A 17,289-nucleotide genomic window follows, 5' to 3' on the forward strand; every position below is an offset into this window, starting at 1 on the left:
GGTGCGCCGTTGCCAGATTGGTTTAACCAACGCGATTGCCGGAGTGCCTGATGAGTCTTTCACCTTTCCACCTCGCCATCCCGGTCTACGATCTTGCCGCTTGCCGCCGTTTTTACGGTGAAGTGTTCGGTCTGGACGAGGGCCGATCCAGCGCGCAGTGGGTCGATTTCAATTTTTACGGCCACCAATTGGTCATCCATGAACAGCCGCAGACAGCTGCCCAGGAAAGCGTTCACAGCAACCCGGTCGACGGTCACGACGTACCGGTCCCGCACTTCGGCATCATTTTAGAGTGGCAGCAATGGGAAGCACTGGCCGAGCGACTGAAGTCATTCGGCACGCAATTCGTGATCGAGCCCTACATTCGATTCAAGGGTCAGGTCGGCGAACAGGCGACCATGTTTCTGCTCGACCCCTGCGATAATGCGCTGGAATTCAAGGCGTTCAAGGACATGGGCCAGGTGTTCGCCAAGTAATCACAGCGTAGTGGTCTGACCGTTGCGATCGCGTTCATAAACCTTGTTGGCCTGGAGCTTTTCCTTAAGCCAGCGCTCGGCCGTCCCTAGTGGCCGTTGGCGTGCCCATAACAGGTCGACGCCGATTTGCCAGTCTGTATGCGGGTACGCCGACAGCTGCAACTCGACCAGTTCGCCATTGCCCAGTTCACGCTGGATCAGCTGGCGCGGCAGGGTCGCCCAGCCGAGGCCGGCGCGGACCATTTCGAGCAGGGCCAGATAGCTTTCCGCTTGCCACAGCTGCGTCGAACGCAGGTATTCACTGCTCGGCAGTTTGCTGGCGTGCGCACTGAACGCCAGGCGCCGATGCACGTGCAAATCGTCGAACGTGACGATGTCCAGTTGCGCCAGCGGATGATCGGGATGACAGACGTGCAGCATGATCAGTTTGCCCAGTTGCTGGAACGCCAGTTCCCGGGGATAGCCCGGCTGCGAAAACGCCACGCCCAGCACCGCCTCGCCACTGCTGACCAGTTCGCTGACATCGCCGTAGACCGGGTGACGAATGATCAGATCGACAAACGGGAAGGCCTGCTCGAACGCTTGCAGCACCGGCATGATCGGGCCGTACGGCGTTTCAATCGCCAGGGTCAGGCTCGGTTCGACGCTATCGGAAAGGCAATCGGCGTGGGCCTCGAAGGTCATGCAGCGCTCCAGTACCGCCTCTGCCTGGACCAGCAATTTATGCCCGCTGGCGGTGAGGGCAGGGCTGCGGTTGCTGCGGCCGAACAGCTCGACGCCAAGGTCGGTTTCCAGATTGGCGATCGCTGCGCTGATGGTCGATTGCGTCTTGCCCAGCTTGCGCCCGGCGGCGGAGAACGAGCCGCTTTTCACCACTTGGACGAACATCAGCAACTGATCGAGTGAGAAGCGCACGCGGTGTACTCCGAGCTTGAGCGAGACGGCGATTGTGCCGCGTCTTTGCCATCGAAAAAAGCGATGGTTGCCAATTTGTTTCATCGTTAAAAACATTCAAGGATGACCCCGCGTCTTCGAACGCCGGGGCCGATTCTGTTTGTGCGTCTGTCCCTGAGCGCCCGCGATTACAACCAACGCTGCCCCTTCAGGAGCTTGTGCCATGACTACACAACGCGTTCACCCGGTCGACGAGGTGTTGCCCCTGCGGCAGCTTTTCACCTTCGGTCTGCAGCATGTTCTGGTGATGTATGCGGGAGCGGTGGCGGTGCCGCTGATTCTCGGCAGTGCGATGGGGCTGACGTCGGCTCAGGTGGTTTTACTGATCAACGCCAACCTGCTGACGTCCGGTGTGGCGACGTTGATTCAGACCCTCGGCTTCTGGAAGTTTGGCGCGCGTTTACCGTTGATTCAGGGCTGCTCGTTCATTGCGCTGGCGCCGATGATCATGATCGGCAAGGAGTTCGGCCTCAGCCAGATCTTTGGGGCGGTGATCGCCGCCGGCTTCCTGACCATCGCACTGGCGCCGGTGTTCAGCCGCTTGCTGCGATTCTTTCCGCCCGTGGTGATTGGCAGCCTGATCACCATCATCGGTATTTCACTGATGCCGGCGGCGGCAATCTGGCTGGGTGGCGGCAATCCCGATTCGCCTGACTTCGGTCGCCCGGCCAATCTGCTGCTGGGTCTGGCCACGGTCAGTGTGACGCTGGTGATTTATGCGAAATTCAGCGGCTTCATCGGTAACCTCAGTGTGCTCATCGGCTTGTTTGTCGGCAGCCTGATCGCTGCCGCCTGCGGCATGACGCACTTCAATCGGGTCAGCGAGGCGGCGTGGTTCGAGTTGAGCGCGCCAATGGCGTTCGGTGCGCCGGAATTTTCTCTGGTACCGATTCTGATCATGACCCTGGCGATGCTGGTGATCATGGCCGAGACCACTGGCAACTGCCTGGCCATCGGCAAACTGGTCGGCAAACCGACTACGCAGCAGACCCTCGGTAACGCCTTCCGCGCCGACGGCTTGTCGACCATGCTCGGTGGTCTGTTCAACAGCTTTCCCTATAACGCCTTCACGCAAAACACCGGCCTGATTGCGCTTTCCAGCATCAAGAGCCGCTTCGTCGTTGCGGCCGCTGGCGCGATCATGGTGTTGATGGGCTTGTTTCCAAAGCTCGGCGCGCTGATTGCGGCGGTGCCGACGCCGGTGCTGGGCGGCTGCGCGATCGTCATGTTCGGCATGACCACGGTGGCGGGCATTCAGGAACTGTCACGGGTGCAGTTCGAGGGCACACGCAACGCCATTATTGTTGCGGTGTCGGTCAGCGTCGGCGTCCTGCCGATGTCGTTTCCGGCCCTGTTCGAACATGTCGGCCCGACGCTGAAACTGGTGCTCGACAGCGGCATTTTCCTCGGTGCGATCACCGCCATTCTGCTCAACCTCTTGCTCAACAAACAAAAACCATCGACGGACGCCGTCGGCGCTTCCACGGCCGAACTGGCCGACTGACTTTTGTCTTTTCTCACTGCCCAGGAGTTACCCATGAATCAATTCACTCAGCTTGTCCCGGCCGGCGTCAGCGATCTGGACCTGGCATTGCTGCGCCAGACCATCGCCCTGTCGCAGGCGTCGAAACAACGTGGCCGGCACCCGTTTGCGGCGCTGGTGGCGGACCGCGACGGCAACGTCATTGCCGAAGCGGGCAACAATTCGATGCCGCCGGAAGGTGATCCCACCCAGCACGCCGAACTGGTCGCGGTGGCTGCGGCGGCGAAGCGTTTGTCACCCACGGAGCTGGAGGCGTGCACGCTGTACACCAGCGCCGAACCTTGCTGCATGTGCGCGGGCGCGGTGTATTGGACCGGTGTCGGGCGAGTGGTGTACGCGTTATCGGAACATGCTTTGCTCGGGCTGACCGGCGATCATCCCGAGAACCCGACGTTCTCGTTGCCGTGTCGCGAAGTGTTTGCCAGAGGGCAGCGCACGGTGAGCGTTTTCGGGCCGATGCTGGAGGAAGAGGCGGCTGAGCCGCATAAAGGGTTCTGGTCTTAGTTGATATGGATCGTTCCCACGCGGAGCGTGAGGAACGATCAGTTTCGCGCGGTCAGGTACTGGTCACTTCACCGGGACGATAACCGCACATTCCCCAGCGGAATGCCCCCCATGGTCTGTTGTGGGGCGCCTGGCTGACTTGCAAGCTCAGCCAGGCGACCCGATTTGCCTAAGCCTCCGTCCAGTCCAGCGCTGCCGTCTCGCGCCACTTCACCTCCGTAATCCCATAGCGCTCGGCCTGGGGTTTGGAAACCACTTTCAACGGTGGTTTACCCGGTTTCGGAATCGGCGCAATACCGGCGTCACAGCTCGCCCAATGCCAAGCGTCGGCGTTGCGCATACTCTTGGCGCGGATGACGAATGATTTTGGCTGGTCGTGATGTTTGTATTCGATGACGAAAATATCGGTGCTACGCATGAGTTCCTCCTTACGCTCATACGTAAATGATTTTGTCCGACAAGAAAAATTCAAAGGATTTTCTGGCCAGATGATCATCGTCACTCAGCGCTCTGAAACGCGGTTCTTCATGAAGCCGCGCAGGTTCATCAGGAACAGGCAAAGCTGCAGAACGATCAGCGCGTAAGCCCCGGCATGGACGCCCCAGATCACCCACAGCAAATTGCTCAGACTGAAACAAACGAAGCCGCTCATGCGCCGTTGCGGTCGTTGCGAACCGATCAGCCAGGCGGCCAGAACGGTGACCAGCATCGCCGGCCATTGCACCCAATCCAGATATGCCAACACTCCATCCTCTGCTCAGATTTGCTTGATGCAGAAAGGGTACACAGCAACCGAAGTATGGTCACCGCCCGCACGGTTCTGCGTAGCAATGGCGGTGAAAAAGGTTTCGCCCGGCAGAAGCCGGGCGAAGATTTCAGGCGCGCAATCAGTAATCCCAAATCGCAGGTATCCAACGGAAAGCAGCACCATTGATCGCGACCCTACCCACCGAAGGGAAGGCCAGATGCGTGGCGACAAACAGCTCGCCGCTGGCGGCGGCTTCCTTGAGCATGCGCACGCGCACTTCCACCGATTTGGTCGGATCGTGTTCGAAACCGTTGTGCCAGTCAGGGTGATCGAACGCCACCGGGAACAACGCGTCACCGGCAAAGGTCAGGCGCTCGCCACCGGAGTTGACGTAGACCACGCAGTGCCCTGGCGTATGACCACCGGTGAGTTTTGCAACTACGCCCGGTGCAACCTGACATTCGTCTTCGAATATGTGCAACTTGCTTTCATAGTGGTTGATGAACGCGTTGGCGGTGCTGCGCAGGACGTCTGGTACTGGTGCGGGCATGTCGGTGCTGGTGAAGTCTGGCGTGGACCAGAAATTCACTTCGGCAGCGGTGACGTGGATGCGCACGTCGTGGCGCAGACGGCTCTTCACCGAGTCGACCAGTAGGCCGCCGATATGGTCCATGTGCATGTGCGTGATGACGATATCAGTGATGTCGGCGAGGTCCACCCCGGCAGCGGCCAGGCGCTTGGGGAACTGCCCGGCGCGCGGGAAACCGGGGAATTGGCCACCGAGGCCGGCGTCGACGAGGATGACTTGTTCGCCGCTACGCACCACCAGCACGTTGAGCGCCCAGTCGAAGGCGTCAGGGCCCAGATACATTTCCTTGAACCAGGCGGCACGGTCGGCGGGGGCGGCATTGGTTGACATGGTCTGGGTCGGCAACGGCAACACGCCGTCGCTGATCACCATCACGTCAATGTCGCCCAGGCGCAGGGCGTAGCGCGACGGCACCAGTTCTTCGCTTTGCGTTTGCAGGGCCACCGCGCGGTTGGCGGTGAAGGAATCCAGATGCAGGGTCATGGTGTTCTCCTTGTTCTCAGGGCTAAAGCGGAGGGTGAAATCAGGCTACAGGGATCAGCGGATCGGCGGCCGCGAGGGCGGCGCGACGTTCGGCGGCGGGCGGGTAGATCCACACCGTGTTGATCTGCGTCTTCAGCTCTTTGGCTTCGGCCTTCACCAGTTTCAGCTGACGATCCCAGCCTTCGGTGTACACCGCGCCCCAGGCGCCCAGATCCAGGCAAGTCACGTACTTGGGCTGGCGATACATTGTCGGAGCGACGCCGAGGATATCGGCGGCGGCGTTGTTGCCGGCGTAGCGACCCAGGCTGATCGCATGCTGGCAAGACATCGCGGCATAGTTGCCGAGGTCGTCAGTGGCGGCGCGAGCGACATCACCGGCGGCAAAGACGTGATCGATGCCGTGCACCTTGAGGTTGCCATCGACATGCAAGCGGCCCTGGCCATCGCGTTCGGCGTCGAGTTGTTCGGTGAGCGGGCTGGCGCGGAAACCTACGGTCCAGATCACGGTGTGGCTTTCGATGTGGCGGCCATCGGCGAGGGTGACGCCATTGGCATCCACAGCGGCAACGCTGGCATCGACGATCCATTCGATACCCAGGTCATTGGACGCCTCGATGATCGACGGGCGAATGCCATCGCCCATGGTCGCAGCGATGTCCTTGCTGCGATCGACAATGATCACGCGCAGGTCTTGATCCTCACCGAGAATCGCGCGCAGGCGCGCCGGCATTTCCGTCGCAGTTTCAATCCCGGTGAAACCGCCACCGGCGACCACCACGGTGTTGCGCGCAACGCTGGGCGGTTGGTTGCCGAGGGCGATGAGATGGCGTTCCAGACGCGCCGAGGATTCGATCTGATCGACATCGAACGCATGCTCCTTGAGGCCAACCACCGGAGGCCGAGCGAGCTGGCTGCCGCTGGCGAGAACCAGCCGATCGTAGGCCAGTTCACCCGGACGCCCGGCCTCGTCGCGGTAACCGATTCGGCGCGCCCGGGCATCGATGCTTTCAGCGGTGCCTTTGACGAAGCGCACACCCACCGCATCGAACAGCGCGTCGAGCGGCGCGTACATGCTGTGCACGTCCGGCTCGTAGAAGCGCGGGCGAATACGCAATTCCGCTTGCGGGGCGAGCAGCGTGATCTCGACATCCTGACGGGCATGCATATCCAGCAAACGCGCAGCGCTCAGCGCACTCCACAGCCCGCCGAACCCTGCACCGATCACCAATAATTGCTGTTTCATAATGTGCTCCCTGACGCTGATGGATGGATGACACCCGAGTCCGATGCGGACTCTGGCGTGACGATCACTGGCCGCCGTAACTGCTTGCCGTACTGCCTGGCGCTCAATCGCCCGCTGTGTAGAGCCATGCTAGGGCGGGGAGGCTACGAGCGCAGTTGTCCATCGGTGTGCGTGGGGTACGCATGGGTGGAAGGGGGGTATACGAAGGTATGGGGAAAAAGGATCAACCCAGCGCTTTTTCCAGGCAGGCGAGCAAACGTTCAGCCTGAAATGGCTTGGCCAGACACGCGATGACCCCGGGTACGCTGTTGGGCATTTTGCCCGCATGCGCCGACACAAAAATCACCGGCATCCGCCAGCCTTGCGCCCGCAGTGCATCCAGCATCTGCAAACCACCCATGCCCGGCATCTGAATATCGGAAATCAAACAATCAGTCTGCGCCGGCCCGTCCGAGTCAAGGTAGTCCGCTGGCGCCGCATAGCAGAACACCTGATACCCCGACGCTCGCAGCAGGCTGCTCAGCGATGTGCGCATTGCCTCGTCGTCGTCCACTACCGCAATGACATGCGTCTTGTACATAAAGCTCCCGGGCCGGGCGGCCGAGCTGGTGACTCCTGTCGTTCTTGCACCATACGCTGATGGCCAGCGGGCAAAACTATACGTAGGTATAGCGGTTCAGCCATCGCGGCTGAAGCGACTGCGGTAGTCGCGCGGGGAGATCGACAGGTGGCGCTGGAAGCAGGCGCGCAGGCGTTCTTCATCGTTGAAGCCGCAGAGGCGGGCGATTCGTTCGATTTTGTGCGGGGAGTTTTCCAGCAGGCGTTTGGCCGCTTCGAGCCGGAACAGCTCGAGCGCTTTCGACGGTGTGCGCCCGGTGCGCGCTTTATAGACCCGCGTGAAGTTGCGCAGGCTCATTGCGGCTTGCTCGGCGAGGCGCTCCACCGTCAGATTCGGGTCGCCGAGGCGCTCCATGAGCCAAAGGTGCAGATCATCGAACATCGCAGCGTCCTGCGCCTGCGATTGCAGCAGCGTGCTGTATTGCGCCTGGCCGCCGGGGCGTTTGATGTACACCACCAATTCCCGCGCGACTTGCAACGTCACTTCACGGCCGTAATCGGCCTCTACCAGCGCCAGCGCCAGATCGATCCCGGCGGTGACTCCGGCCGAGGTCCAGACCTTGCCTTGCTGAATGAAGATCGCGTCGGCATCTACCTCGACCGCTGGAAAGCGATCGCGCAAAGCGTCGCACATCGCCCAGTGAGTGGCAGCGCGGCGGGCGTCGAGCAATCCGGCCTGAGCCAGCAGAAACGCACCACTGCACACCGAGACCACGCGGCGGGCGAGGTGAGCATGGTCCTGCAGCCAGTCGCTCAGTTCGCGGTGCTCCTCAAGGGTCTGGCAGATGTCAGGGGCGCCGGGCACGACCAGCGTGTCCAGCGCGGTGGTGTCGAGCGTGGTTAACGCTTGGGTGTCGATGGCCAGCCCTTCGACGGTCGGGATCAAGCCGCCGCTGAGGCTGGCGGTGTGCAGTTGATAACCGGGCTGCCCGCGCTCGACCAAGGCTTTGCTCGCCGCCCAGAACACGGTCTGCGCACCGCTGAGATCGAGCAGGCTCAGCCGTGGGTAGGCGATAAACACCACGTCGCGCGGGGCCGTTGTAAAAGCGGGATGAGTGGACATCGCGGGCCTGCCTGTTTGCAGCGCTAGAGGCGGGACTGCCTCAGCCTGGCCGATTTTCAGGGGTTTCTGGCCGGCCGGCAATGGTGCTGACTGTTAGCCTGATTGCTGACCGTCCGGCCGGTGTCTGGCTGCGGTGGCCATCCTGAACTAGATTTATTGACCAGCCCAATGCGTGCTGCGATCTCGCCGAGGAGACACAATGACCTTGTGGTCGCATTCCAGCCCTGCGCAAAGTCCCGATGTGCTCGGCGAACCAGTGGTGTACGTGGTCGATGACGATGCCTCGATGCGCCAGGCGCTCGACAGCTTGCTGCGCTCGATCGGCTTGCAGGTGCGAACCTTCGACAGCGCCGGAGATTTTCTCGCGCAAGCGCAACGTGAGGTACCCGGTTGCCTGGTGCTCGACGTGCGCCTGCGCGGCGAAAGTGGCCTGACGTTTCAGGAACAGATGGAAAAAAATGGCTTGCGCATCCCTGTGGTGTTCATGACCGGCCACGGCGACATCGCCATGAGCGTCAAGGCGATGAAGGCCGGCGCGGTGGATTTTCTGGCCAAGCCGTTCCGTGATCAGGACATGCTCGACGCCGTGGCCAGTGCGTTGGCTCGCGACCGTGCGCGGCTAGCAGCCGAACACTCCGGCGCCGTTTTGTGTCGGGCTTACCAAACCCTGACCGCACGTGAGCGCGAAGTGCTCGGCTTCGTCATTGCCGGGCTGATGAACAAACAGATTGCCGGACAGCTCAACCTCAGCGAGGTCACGGTCAAGGTCCACCGTGGCCAGGTCATGCGCAAAATGGCCGCACGTTCAGTGGCCGATCTGGTGCGTATCGCAGAAGCGCTGGGCATCGAGCCTGTCCAGCGCAACCCCTGAGCGCTGGCGACGTGCAACTCACCGTGCGGCAAAAAACCTGAGCAGTGTTGACGCAGATGGCCAGCAGAAAACAGATTTTGTGGGACGACGGCGAGCGGGTGCTGTCCCGTGAGCGCGGTTCGAATGATGGCAGCCTACTGGCGGTGCGTCCGGCGATGGGCCAGCCATTGCCGAGCACCCTGGAGCGTCTGGCGCATGAATACAGCCTCAGGGACGACCTCAATCCTGCCTGGGCGTTGCAGCCGACAGCTTTCGAGCGTACGGGCACCCGAGTTCGTCTGCTGTTCGACGATCCGGGTGGCGAGCCGTTGTCGCGATTGCTGGTCGCTCCGCTGGATATCGAAACCTGTCTGGAATTGGCCACGAACATCGCCAAGGCACTGGGCCTTATGCATCAGTGTGGTCTGGTGCACAAAGACCTGAAACCGCAGCATGTCTTTGTCCATTGCCATGACGGGCAGGCGCGGCTGACCGGCTTCGGCCTGGCCACGCGCTTGCCACGGGAACGGCAAGCGCCCACGCCACCGGAATCTATCGCCGGCACGCTGGCTTACATGGCGCCGGAGCAAACCGGGCGGATGAATCGTTCGATCGATTCGCGTAGTGATCTGTATGCCTTTGGCGTGACGCTGTACCAGATGCTCACCGGCTCGCTGCCGTTCAGTGCCAGTGAACCGATGGAGTGGGTGCATTGCCATATCGCGCGGCTGCCAATGCCCGTGTGTGAACGGGTGGCGACGGTGCCGCCGATGTTCTCGCGAGTGGTCATGAAACTGCTGGCGAAAACTGCCGAGGAGCGCTATCAGAGCGCAGTCGGTGTCGAGCATGACTTGCGCCGTTGCCTCGATGACTGGCGCCGTATGCGGCAGATCGAGACGTTCACGTTGGACGAGCAGGGCGCCTGCGAGCGCTTGCTGATTCCGGAAAAACTCTACGGCCGCGAACACGAAGTGCAAACGTTGATCGATGCCTTCGCCAATGTGGTGCAGACAGGCGCGCCGACACTGGTGCTGGTATCCGGCTATTCCGGCATCGGCAAATCGTCGGTGGTCAGTGAACTGCACAAGGTGCTGGTGCCGTCGCGTGGCTTGTTCGCCGCCGGCAAGTTCGACCAGTACCAGCGCGACGTGCCTTATTCGACTCTGGTTCAGGCCTTTCAGGGGCTGGTGCGGACGCTGTTGGGCAAGCGCACCGACGTACTGGCGGGCTGGCGCGAAGCACTGTTGCGGGCACTGGAAGCGAATGCGCGGTTGATCACCGATCTGATCCCCGAACTCAAGCTGATCATCGGCGAGCCGCCGCCCGTGCCTGAGTTGGAGCCGCAACAGGCGCAGCAGCGGTTCCTTCAGGTCTTGCAGCGTTTTATCGGCGTGTTCGCTCAGTCCGAGCATCCGTTGGCGCTGTTCCTTGACGACCTGCAATGGCTCGACGCGGCCACCCTTGATCTGCTCGAAGATTTGCTCAGTCGCGCAGAGACCCCTCATCTGCTGCTGGTCGGTGCTTATCGCGACAACGAGGTAGATGGCGATCACCCACTCAGCCGCACACTCAAGACCCTGCATCACGCCGGCGTACACATTGACGAAATTCGTCTGGCGCCACTGGCTGGCGCGCACATCGAACAACTGATCAGCGAGTCACTGCGCTGCCCGCCGGCGAGCATTGTCGCGCTGGCGCGGCTGGTGCTGGACAAGACCGCTGGCAATCCGTTCTTCGTCATCCAGTTTCTGCACGCCCTGGCCGAGGAGAAGCTGCTGACATACGAGCCTGCGTGCCAGCGCTGGCGGTGGGATGTGCACCTGATCAACGGCAAGGGCTACACCGACAATGTCGTCGATTTGATGGTCGGCAAACTGGCGCGGCTGCCCCAGGAAACCCGCCAGGCGCTGCAACAACTGGCCTGCCTGGGCAACGTCGCGCGTCTCGACACGCTGGCCACAGTCCTTGATGTGCCGGTGCCTCACGTTCACTCCGCATTGTGGCCGGCGGTGCGGCTTGAGTTGGTCGAGCGTCAGGACGGTGCCTACAGGTTTGTGCATGATCGCATCCATGAGGCGGCGTATTCGCTGATCGCTGAAACCGAACGGGCGCAAATGCACCTGCGCATCGGCCGGCTGCTGGCACTGCAAACCCAGGGTGAGCGGCGCGAGGAGGCGATCTTCGAGATTGTCGGCCAGCTCAATCGCGGTGCGCATCTGATCAGCCTGCGTGCCGAGCGCGAGCAACTGGCCGAGTTCAACCTGCTCGCCGGCCAGCGAGCGAAGGCCTCGACCGCTTATACCTCAGCACTGACCTATCTGGGCGCCGGCGCAGAACTGTTGGGCGAGCAGGGTTATGACAGTCGGCATGAACTGGGTTTCGCTCTGGAGCTGAACCGTGCCGAGTGCGAATTTCTCACCGGCCAACTGCAGCTTGCCGACTCGCGCCTGGCGACATTGGCCGAGCGCGCCGTGACCACCGTCGAGCGCGCGGCGGTGGCGTGCCTGCAGATGGATGTCTACTTGCTGCTTGATCGCAGTGACCGGGCGGTGACGGTGTGTCTGGCCTTTCTGCGTCAGGTCGGCATCGATTGGCCAGCGCGTCCGGACGATATTCAGGTGCGCGACGAATATCAGCAGGTCTGGACCAGCCTGCGCGGGCGCAGTATCGAGCAGATGATCGACTTGCCGCTGATGGAGGATCCTGCCGCGCGGGCCACCCTCGATGCGCTGGGCAAACTCTTCGCGCCGGCGGTGCAGTCGGATCTGAACCTCGCCAGCCTGACCATTTGCAAAGCGATCAGCCTGAGCCTGCAATATGGCAACTGCGACGCCTCCTGCCTGCTCTATGCCAACTTCGGGCGCGTGTCGGGGCCGCGTTTTGGCGACTATGCCGCTGGTTATCGATTTGGCCGTCTGGGCTGCGATCTGGTTGATCGGCGCGGGCTCACGCGTTATGAGGCGAGCACCTGGTTGTGCTTCTCGATCTTCGTGGTGCGCTGGATGCGGCCAGTGCGCGAGTGCCGCGAACTGTTGCGCCGTGCGCTCAACGCGGCCCATCGCAGCGGCGATCTGCCGTATGCCGCGTTCGCCGGAAACAGCCTGATTTCCGATCTGTTGTTTATCGGCGAGCCGCTGGCCGAGGTGCAGGCGCAAGCGGAATCAGGGCTGGTCTATGCACAAAAGGTCGGTTTCGGTCTGGTGGCGGATTTCATGCGCTGCCAGTTGACGCTGATCCGCATGCTGCGCGGGCAGACGCCGACGTTCGGCTGTTTCGACGATGACGGGTTCGATGAAACAGCTGTCGAGGCGCATCTGGCCGGTTCGGCGGATCTGGCGCTGGCGCGCGGCAAGTACTGGGTACGCAAGTTGCAGGCGCGCTATCTGGCCGGGGATTACGCGGCGGCCGCTGAGTGCGCGGCCCAGGCGCAGGGACTTTTGTGGGTGGTTTCGGCGTTTTTCGAGGAGGCCGAATACCATTTCTACGCGGCGTTGACCTTGGCGGCCCACGGCGAAACTGACGCCGGTGCTTTGCAGCGTCTGGGTCAACATCATGAACAGTTGCAGACGTGGGCGCGCTTGTGTGCAGAGACCTTCGCCAGTCAGGTGGCGCTGGTCGGCGCGGAAATGGCGCGCGTCACCGGACAGTTGCTCGAAGCCGAATTGCAGTACGAGCAAGCCATTCAATTGGCTCAGGACAATGGTTTGCTCCATATCGAAGCGCTGGCCAACGAACTGGCCGCACGGTTCTACGGCGCGCGCGGGCTGGTCAGGATATCCCGGGTTTACCTGCGCGACGCACGCTACGCCTATCTGCGTTGGGGGGCTGCTGGCAAGGTGCGGGAGCTGGAGCGACGTCATCGTTTTCTGCGTGCCGAAGAGGCGCAACCGAATCCGGTCACCACGCTCATTACGCCAGTTGAACATCTCGACCTGGCAACGGTGCTCAAGGTCTCTCAAGCAGTCTCCGGCGAGATCGTCCTGGACCGTTTGATCGAAACGGTGATGCGCACCGCGATCGAACAGGCCGGGGCCGAGCATGGCCTGCTCATTTTGTTGAACGCCGACATTCCCTATGTCGCTGCGCGAACCCGTATCGGCGACGGTGCCACGCAGCTGTGCAACGCGCCGCTGCACACGGTGGCGCTGGCAGAGTCAGTGCTCTACCAGACGCTGCGCACCGGCGAAAACCTGTGCCTGGACGACGCGGTTGCCGATCCGCTGTTCGCCGCTGATCCATACGTTCAGCAACGAGGCGCGCGCTCGATCCTGTGCCTGGCATTGATGAATCAGGCGCGGGTCGCCGGGGCGCTGTATCTGGAAAACAACCTGTCCGCCGGGGTGTTCAGCCCGACGCGTCTCGCCGTGTTGCGCCTGGTGGCGTCGCAGGCAGCGATCTCGCTGGACAACGCGCGCCTGTACCGCGACCTCGCCGAGCGAGAAGCGAAGATCCGTCGGCTGGTCGACGCCAACATCATCGGCATCATCGTCTGGGGCGTGGAAGGGGAAATCATCGAGGCCAATGACGCGTTCCTGCGCATGGTCGGTTACACCCGTGATGAGTTGCTTTCGGGCAGTGTCCATTGGCGTGACATGACCCCGCCGGCGATGCGCGCTAACAGCGATATTGCACTGGCAACGGCGATCCACACTGGCCGGGCCCAGCCATTCGAAAAGGAGTACATCCGCAAGGACGGCAGTCGGCTGCCGGTGATTGTCGGTCTGGCTGCCTTCGAAGCGAGTCAGCAACAGGGCCTGGCCTTTGTGCTGGATATCAGCGAACGCAAGCTGGCTGAAGAGCAAGTGCGCGAAGGCGAGCGTCGTTATCGTCAGGTGCAAACGGAACTGGCCCACGCCAATCGTGTGGCAACCATGGGTCAGTTGGCCGCATCGATTGCCCACGAAGTCAATCAGCCGATCGCCGCCACGGTGACCCATGCTAATGCCGCGTTGCGCTGGCTCGGTGCAAAGCCACCAAATATCAACGAGGTCGAGCAGGGCCTGCGGCATATCATTCTCGACGGCAACCGCGCCGCCGACGTACTCGGGCGCATCCGCGCGCTGATTCACAAAACGCCACCGCAGCGTCAGCCTGTCAGCCTCAATCTGCTGATTGAAGAAATGGTCGGTTTCAGCCGGGGCGAAGCGCTCAAGCACGGCGCCGAAGTCAGCGTTGAGCTGGCGGCAGATTTGCCTTTCGTAGTGGCGGACCGGGTCGAACTGCAACAGGTGTTGCTCAACCTGATCATCAACAGCCTCGAAGCCATGACGATCATGGCAGAGGGGCAGCGACGTCTGCTGATTCGCAGTGAGGCGCTGGGCGATAACGTGCACATCAGCGTCAGCGATTCGGGGCCGGGCTTTGCCTGCGAGCGGGCGGAGCAAGTGTTCACGGCGTTCTTCACAACCAAATCCACCGGGCTGGGCATGGGCCTGTCGATTTGCCGCACGATCATTGAAGGACATGGCGGCAAATTGTGGGCCGAGCGCAATGAGCCGAGGGGGGCGCGGGTGGTGTTTGGCTTGCCGCGTTGTGAATGAACATGATCAACAGCCAGGCTACCCGGGCATTGAGCCCGGATGTTTCTGTCGGTGAGTTCAGGCCACCGGAATAGGATTTTCCAGCAGCGACAGGTTGAACTGCTCGATCAACCCGTGCTCGTTCGCGCCCTGGTTGGCTCGCAGCGGCAGCACTCGGTCGACCAGCACTTCGGTGGTGGCGGTTTCCAGCTTGATCAGGGTTTCCTCGATGAACTCGTCCAGCGGCATGGCGCGCTCGTCGCCGCTCTTGTGGATCAGGTCGGTATCGACCCAAGGTGGCGCGATTTCCAGGACCTTGACGCTGGTGTCGCGCAGCATGAAACGTTGCGACAGCGAGTAGGAATGGATCGCCGCTTTGGTCGCCGAATACAGCGCCGTGGTCGCCAGCGGCAGGTAGGCCAGCACCGAGCTGTTGTTGATGATGTAGGCCTCGGGCTGGCGCTTGAGGTGTTCGACGAACGCCGCGCTGACGCGCACCGGGCCGAGCAGGTTGGTCTGCAACAGACCGACGGCCTGTTCATCGTCGTAGTCGCCGGAACCCGCGTTGTCGAAGGGCATGATCCCGGCGTTGTTGATGATTACGTTCAACGACGGATGGCGGCGGATGACTTCGGCGGCGACGTCGTTGATCTGCTGCGCATCGTTGATGTCCAGCTGCACGGTATCGATGCCCGGGTTGGCCTGGGCAATCTCTGCCAGCAGGGCCTGGCGACGGCCAGCGATGATGACCTTGTTGCCGCGCTGATGCAGGGCCTCGGCCAGTGCGCGGCCGATGCCGGAAGTGCCGCCGGTGATGAAGATCGTGTTGGCTTCAAGTTTCATGAGCTGCGTCCCGCAAGTGGATTGGTTGGTATGTGAGCCATGATGGAGAAAACCTGCGCCGACCTGAATGACGTATGTGGTAGTGTTTCAGGACATTCAACAAACGGAGCACGACCATGCATCGAGTCGGCTATCTGCTCACGGAAGGTTTTCAGGTCATGGCGCTGGCGACCCAGTCGGTGTTCGAGTTCGCCAACATCGTCACCGGCAAAGCCGTGTACAAGGTGCAGAACTTTTCCCAGGCCGGCGGCATCGTCAGCTCCTCGCTGGGCTTGCACGTCGATACGTTGCCATTGACGGCGGTCGGGCTGGCCGACAGCTGGATGGTGGCGGGCACGCTGACACCGCTGACGCCGCCCGATGCTGACGTGCTGCACAGCGTGCGCGGGTTCACCGACGGCGCGCGCCGAGTGGCCGGTATCTGCACCGGCTCGTTCGTACTGGCGCAGGCGGGCGTGCTGGACAACCGCCGCGTGACCACGCACTGGGCGTTCGCCCCGGCGCTGCGCAGGATGCATCCGTCGGTGAATGTCGAGGACGACCGGATCTTTATTATCGACGGCCCGGTGTGGACATCGGCGGGCATGACCGCTGGGGTCGACATGGCGTTGGGCATGGTCGAAAAAGATCTGGGCAGCGACATTGCGCGCTCGGTGGCCCACCGGCTGGTGATGCATCAGCGCCGCTCGGGCGGGCAGTCGCAGCATTCGGAATTGCTGTCGCTGTCACCCAAATCCGATCGCATTCAGAGTGCGCTGGATTACGCGCGCAAACACCTCAATCGCCCGCTGAGTGTCGAAGAACTGGCCGAAGTGGTGCACCTGAGTCCGCGGCAATTCACCCGGGTGTTCACCGCCGAAACCGGCCAGTCTCCGGCCAAGGCGATAGAGAGCCTAAGGCTGGAAGCAGCGCGTTTGCTGATCGAGCAAAGCAGTCACAGTCTGGATGTGGTCGCCAGAGAAACCGGGTTTCGTGACCGTCGGCACATGCGCGAGGTGTTCATGCGCGGCTTTGGCGTGCCGCCGCAGGCGGTACGGCGGGATTCGCGGCGGATGGTATGACGTGACCAGGGTCTACGAAAAAATGTTGACCCCCATTCTGCCGATCAGGAATACGAGCAGGATCAGGAAAAAAACTCTGATGAAACTGCTTCCATAACGTAATGCCAGAAAGACACCGGTCAGTGCACCGGCCATATTGCATAAAGCAACTATGCCGCCAATCGCCCACAAGACATTACCGGAGGGGATAAAAAATATGAGCGCAGCGCTGAACGTCCCCAGGTTGACCAGTTTTGCAGAGGCTGATGCATTGAGGAAATCAAAGCCAAAGACCTTGACGAAGATAAACAGCAGCAGGCTGCCACTGCCCGGGCCGAAGACACCATCGTAGAAACCGATCAGGCTGCCAAAGAAAACTCCAAGGCAAATGTCTTTCGTTCCGAAGTGGCGGTCTTTGCCTGCCAAACCAAGTTTTTTTTCCATAAACGTGTAGATAGCCATGACTATCAATATGAAAAAGACAACGATCTCCATCAATCTTTTAGGAACAAGGGATACCGAGAGAGCTCCGAGAAAAGAAAATAAAAAAGCGGCGAGCATGGTCGGAAGCATTAAATTCCAGCGAATTTTTATGCGCTTCAGGTAACCCGATATTGATGAAATATTGCCTGCCAGAACGGCCAGTTTGTTGGTGCCGAAAATGGTGGCAAGGCTGTACTGGGGTAGAGCATGCAGAAGTGCCGGCACCTGTACCAGGCCCCCGCCACCGACCGCAGCGTCTATCAGGCCACCACAAAACGCGAAGAAACCCAATGCAAGAACAGCGTGTTCAACATCCATGCGATAGATCCCTGC

Annotated in this window: 15 protein-coding genes; 6 read left to right on the forward strand and 9 right to left on the reverse strand. The window is 61.3% G+C overall.

The genetic code is table 11. From position 1 onward, the window contains the following. Window positions 1–50: 50 nt before the first annotated feature. Window positions 51–476: a VOC family protein gene (locus NF676_RS11230; protein WP_252887705.1), complete on the forward strand. Its 426-nt coding sequence runs from the start codon at window positions 51–53 to the stop codon at window positions 474–476. Here NF676_RS11230 and NF676_RS11235 read toward each other — a convergent pair whose 3' ends face one another. Further along, window positions 477–1,391: a LysR family transcriptional regulator gene (locus NF676_RS11235; RefSeq protein ID WP_252887706.1), complete on the reverse strand. Its 915-nt coding sequence runs from the start codon at window positions 1,389–1,391 to the stop codon at window positions 477–479. A 202-nt stretch (window positions 1,392–1,593) separates the two neighbouring features. Here NF676_RS11235 and NF676_RS11240 point away from each other — a divergent pair, with 202 nt between their 5' ends. Together NF676_RS11240 and NF676_RS11245 are read left to right on the forward strand one after the other, a co-directional pair. Continuing rightward, window positions 1,594–2,934, forward strand: a complete 1,341-nt coding sequence (locus NF676_RS11240) for a nucleobase:cation symporter-2 family protein (RefSeq protein ID WP_056784786.1) — start codon at window positions 1,594–1,596, stop codon at window positions 2,932–2,934. Window positions 2,935–2,967: 33 nt separating this feature from the next. Then, the gene (locus NF676_RS11245; protein ID WP_095179608.1) at window positions 2,968–3,477 is read left to right on the forward strand and encodes a nucleoside deaminase; all 510 of its coding nucleotides are present in this window, start codon (window positions 2,968–2,970) and stop codon (window positions 3,475–3,477) included. Between the two features lie 169 nt (window positions 3,478–3,646). On the opposite strand, the gene NF676_RS11250 is transcribed toward NF676_RS11245, so the two are convergent. The 6 genes from NF676_RS11250 to NF676_RS11275 form a co-directional block, all read right to left on the reverse strand. Further along, on the reverse strand, window positions 3,647–3,895 hold the full coding sequence (locus NF676_RS11250; protein ID WP_041480580.1) for a DUF6555 family protein: 249 nt from the start codon (window positions 3,893–3,895) through the stop codon (window positions 3,647–3,649). A gap of 84 nt (window positions 3,896–3,979) precedes the next feature. Then, window positions 3,980–4,186 carry a hypothetical protein gene (locus NF676_RS11255; protein ID WP_370593551.1) on the reverse strand — a complete coding sequence of 69 codons (207 nt, stop codon included), beginning with the start codon at window positions 4,184–4,186 and terminating at the stop codon, window positions 3,980–3,982. Window positions 4,187–4,364: 178 nt separating this feature from the next. Continuing rightward, window positions 4,365–5,297, reverse strand: a complete 933-nt coding sequence (locus NF676_RS11260; protein ID WP_252877893.1) for an MBL fold metallo-hydrolase — start codon at window positions 5,295–5,297, stop codon at window positions 4,365–4,367. Window positions 5,298–5,337: 40 nt separating this feature from the next. After that, complete coding sequence (locus tag NF676_RS11265; protein ID WP_095179611.1) at window positions 5,338–6,540, reverse strand: NAD(P)/FAD-dependent oxidoreductase; 1,203 nt, start codon at window positions 6,538–6,540, stop codon at window positions 5,338–5,340. Between the two features lie 223 nt (window positions 6,541–6,763). Beyond that, entirely contained in the window at window positions 6,764–7,120 is a 357-nt protein-coding gene (locus tag NF676_RS11270) for a response regulator transcription factor (protein WP_056784799.1), read from the reverse strand. 96 nt (window positions 7,121–7,216) lie between these two features. Continuing rightward, complete coding sequence (locus NF676_RS11275; RefSeq protein ID WP_056784802.1) at window positions 7,217–8,221, reverse strand: GlxA family transcriptional regulator; 1,005 nt, start codon at window positions 8,219–8,221, stop codon at window positions 7,217–7,219. 199 nt (window positions 8,222–8,420) lie between these two features. Here NF676_RS11275 and NF676_RS11280 point away from each other — a divergent pair, with 199 nt between their 5' ends. Next, window positions 8,421–9,092, forward strand: a complete 672-nt coding sequence (locus NF676_RS11280) for a response regulator transcription factor (protein WP_056784803.1) — start codon at window positions 8,421–8,423, stop codon at window positions 9,090–9,092. 56 nt (window positions 9,093–9,148) lie between these two features. Beyond that, window positions 9,149–14,611, forward strand: coding sequence for a trifunctional serine/threonine-protein kinase/ATP-binding protein/sensor histidine kinase (locus NF676_RS11285; RefSeq protein ID WP_252887707.1), 5,463 nt, complete (start codon window positions 9,149–9,151; stop codon window positions 14,609–14,611). Between the two features lie 57 nt (window positions 14,612–14,668). Here the strand turns inward: NF676_RS11285 and NF676_RS11290 are convergent, their stop codons facing one another. Continuing rightward, on the reverse strand, window positions 14,669–15,433 hold the full coding sequence (locus NF676_RS11290; protein ID WP_095179612.1) for an SDR family oxidoreductase: 765 nt from the start codon (window positions 15,431–15,433) through the stop codon (window positions 14,669–14,671). Between the two features lie 116 nt (window positions 15,434–15,549). Between NF676_RS11290 and NF676_RS11295 the strand changes: the two genes are divergently transcribed. Next, window positions 15,550–16,494: a GlxA family transcriptional regulator gene (locus tag NF676_RS11295; RefSeq protein WP_252887708.1), complete on the forward strand. Its 945-nt coding sequence runs from the start codon at window positions 15,550–15,552 to the stop codon at window positions 16,492–16,494. 12 nt (window positions 16,495–16,506) lie between these two features. On the opposite strand, the gene NF676_RS11300 is transcribed toward NF676_RS11295, so the two are convergent. Continuing rightward, on the reverse strand, window positions 16,507–17,274 hold the full coding sequence (locus tag NF676_RS11300; RefSeq protein ID WP_056784810.1) for a sulfite exporter TauE/SafE family protein: 768 nt from the start codon (window positions 17,272–17,274) through the stop codon (window positions 16,507–16,509). Between the last annotated feature and the right edge of the window lie 15 nt (window positions 17,275–17,289).

The organism is Pseudomonas siliginis, assembly GCF_024072275.1.
Lineage (GTDB): Bacteria > Pseudomonadota > Gammaproteobacteria > Pseudomonadales > Pseudomonadaceae > Aquipseudomonas > Aquipseudomonas siliginis.

Bases quoted from the DNA above. Each gene is read 5' to 3' on its own strand.
- NF676_RS11230 (WP_252887705.1), top strand. From the start codon at position 51: ATGAGTCTTTCACCTTTCCACCTCGCCATCCCGGTCTACGATCTTGCC.
- NF676_RS11240 (WP_056784786.1), top strand. From the start codon at position 1,594: ATGACTACACAACGCGTTCACCCGGTCGACGAGGTGTTGCCCCTGCGG.
- NF676_RS11245 (WP_095179608.1), top strand. From the start codon at position 2,968: ATGAATCAATTCACTCAGCTTGTCCCGGCCGGCGTCAGCGATCTGGAC.
- NF676_RS11250 (WP_041480580.1), bottom strand. From the start codon at position 3,895: ATGCGTAGCACCGATATTTTCGTCATCGAATACAAACATCACGACCAG.
- NF676_RS11255 (WP_370593551.1), bottom strand. From the start codon at position 4,186: ATGCTGGTCACCGTTCTGGCCGCCTGGCTGATCGGTTCGCAACGACCG.
- NF676_RS11260 (WP_252877893.1), bottom strand. From the start codon at position 5,297: ATGACCCTGCATCTGGATTCCTTCACCGCCAACCGCGCGGTGGCCCTG.
- NF676_RS11265 (WP_095179611.1), bottom strand. From the start codon at position 6,540: ATGAAACAGCAATTATTGGTGATCGGTGCAGGGTTCGGCGGGCTGTGG.
- NF676_RS11270 (WP_056784799.1), bottom strand. From the start codon at position 7,120: ATGTACAAGACGCATGTCATTGCGGTAGTGGACGACGACGAGGCAATG.
- NF676_RS11275 (WP_056784802.1), bottom strand. From the start codon at position 8,221: ATGTCCACTCATCCCGCTTTTACAACGGCCCCGCGCGACGTGGTGTTT.
- NF676_RS11280 (WP_056784803.1), top strand. From the start codon at position 8,421: ATGACCTTGTGGTCGCATTCCAGCCCTGCGCAAAGTCCCGATGTGCTC.
- NF676_RS11285 (WP_252887707.1), top strand. From the start codon at position 9,149: ATGGCCAGCAGAAAACAGATTTTGTGGGACGACGGCGAGCGGGTGCTG.
- NF676_RS11290 (WP_095179612.1), bottom strand. From the start codon at position 15,433: ATGAAACTTGAAGCCAACACGATCTTCATCACCGGCGGCACTTCCGGC.
- NF676_RS11295 (WP_252887708.1), top strand. From the start codon at position 15,550: ATGCATCGAGTCGGCTATCTGCTCACGGAAGGTTTTCAGGTCATGGCG.
- NF676_RS11300 (WP_056784810.1), bottom strand. From the start codon at position 17,274: ATGGATGTTGAACACGCTGTTCTTGCATTGGGTTTCTTCGCGTTTTGT.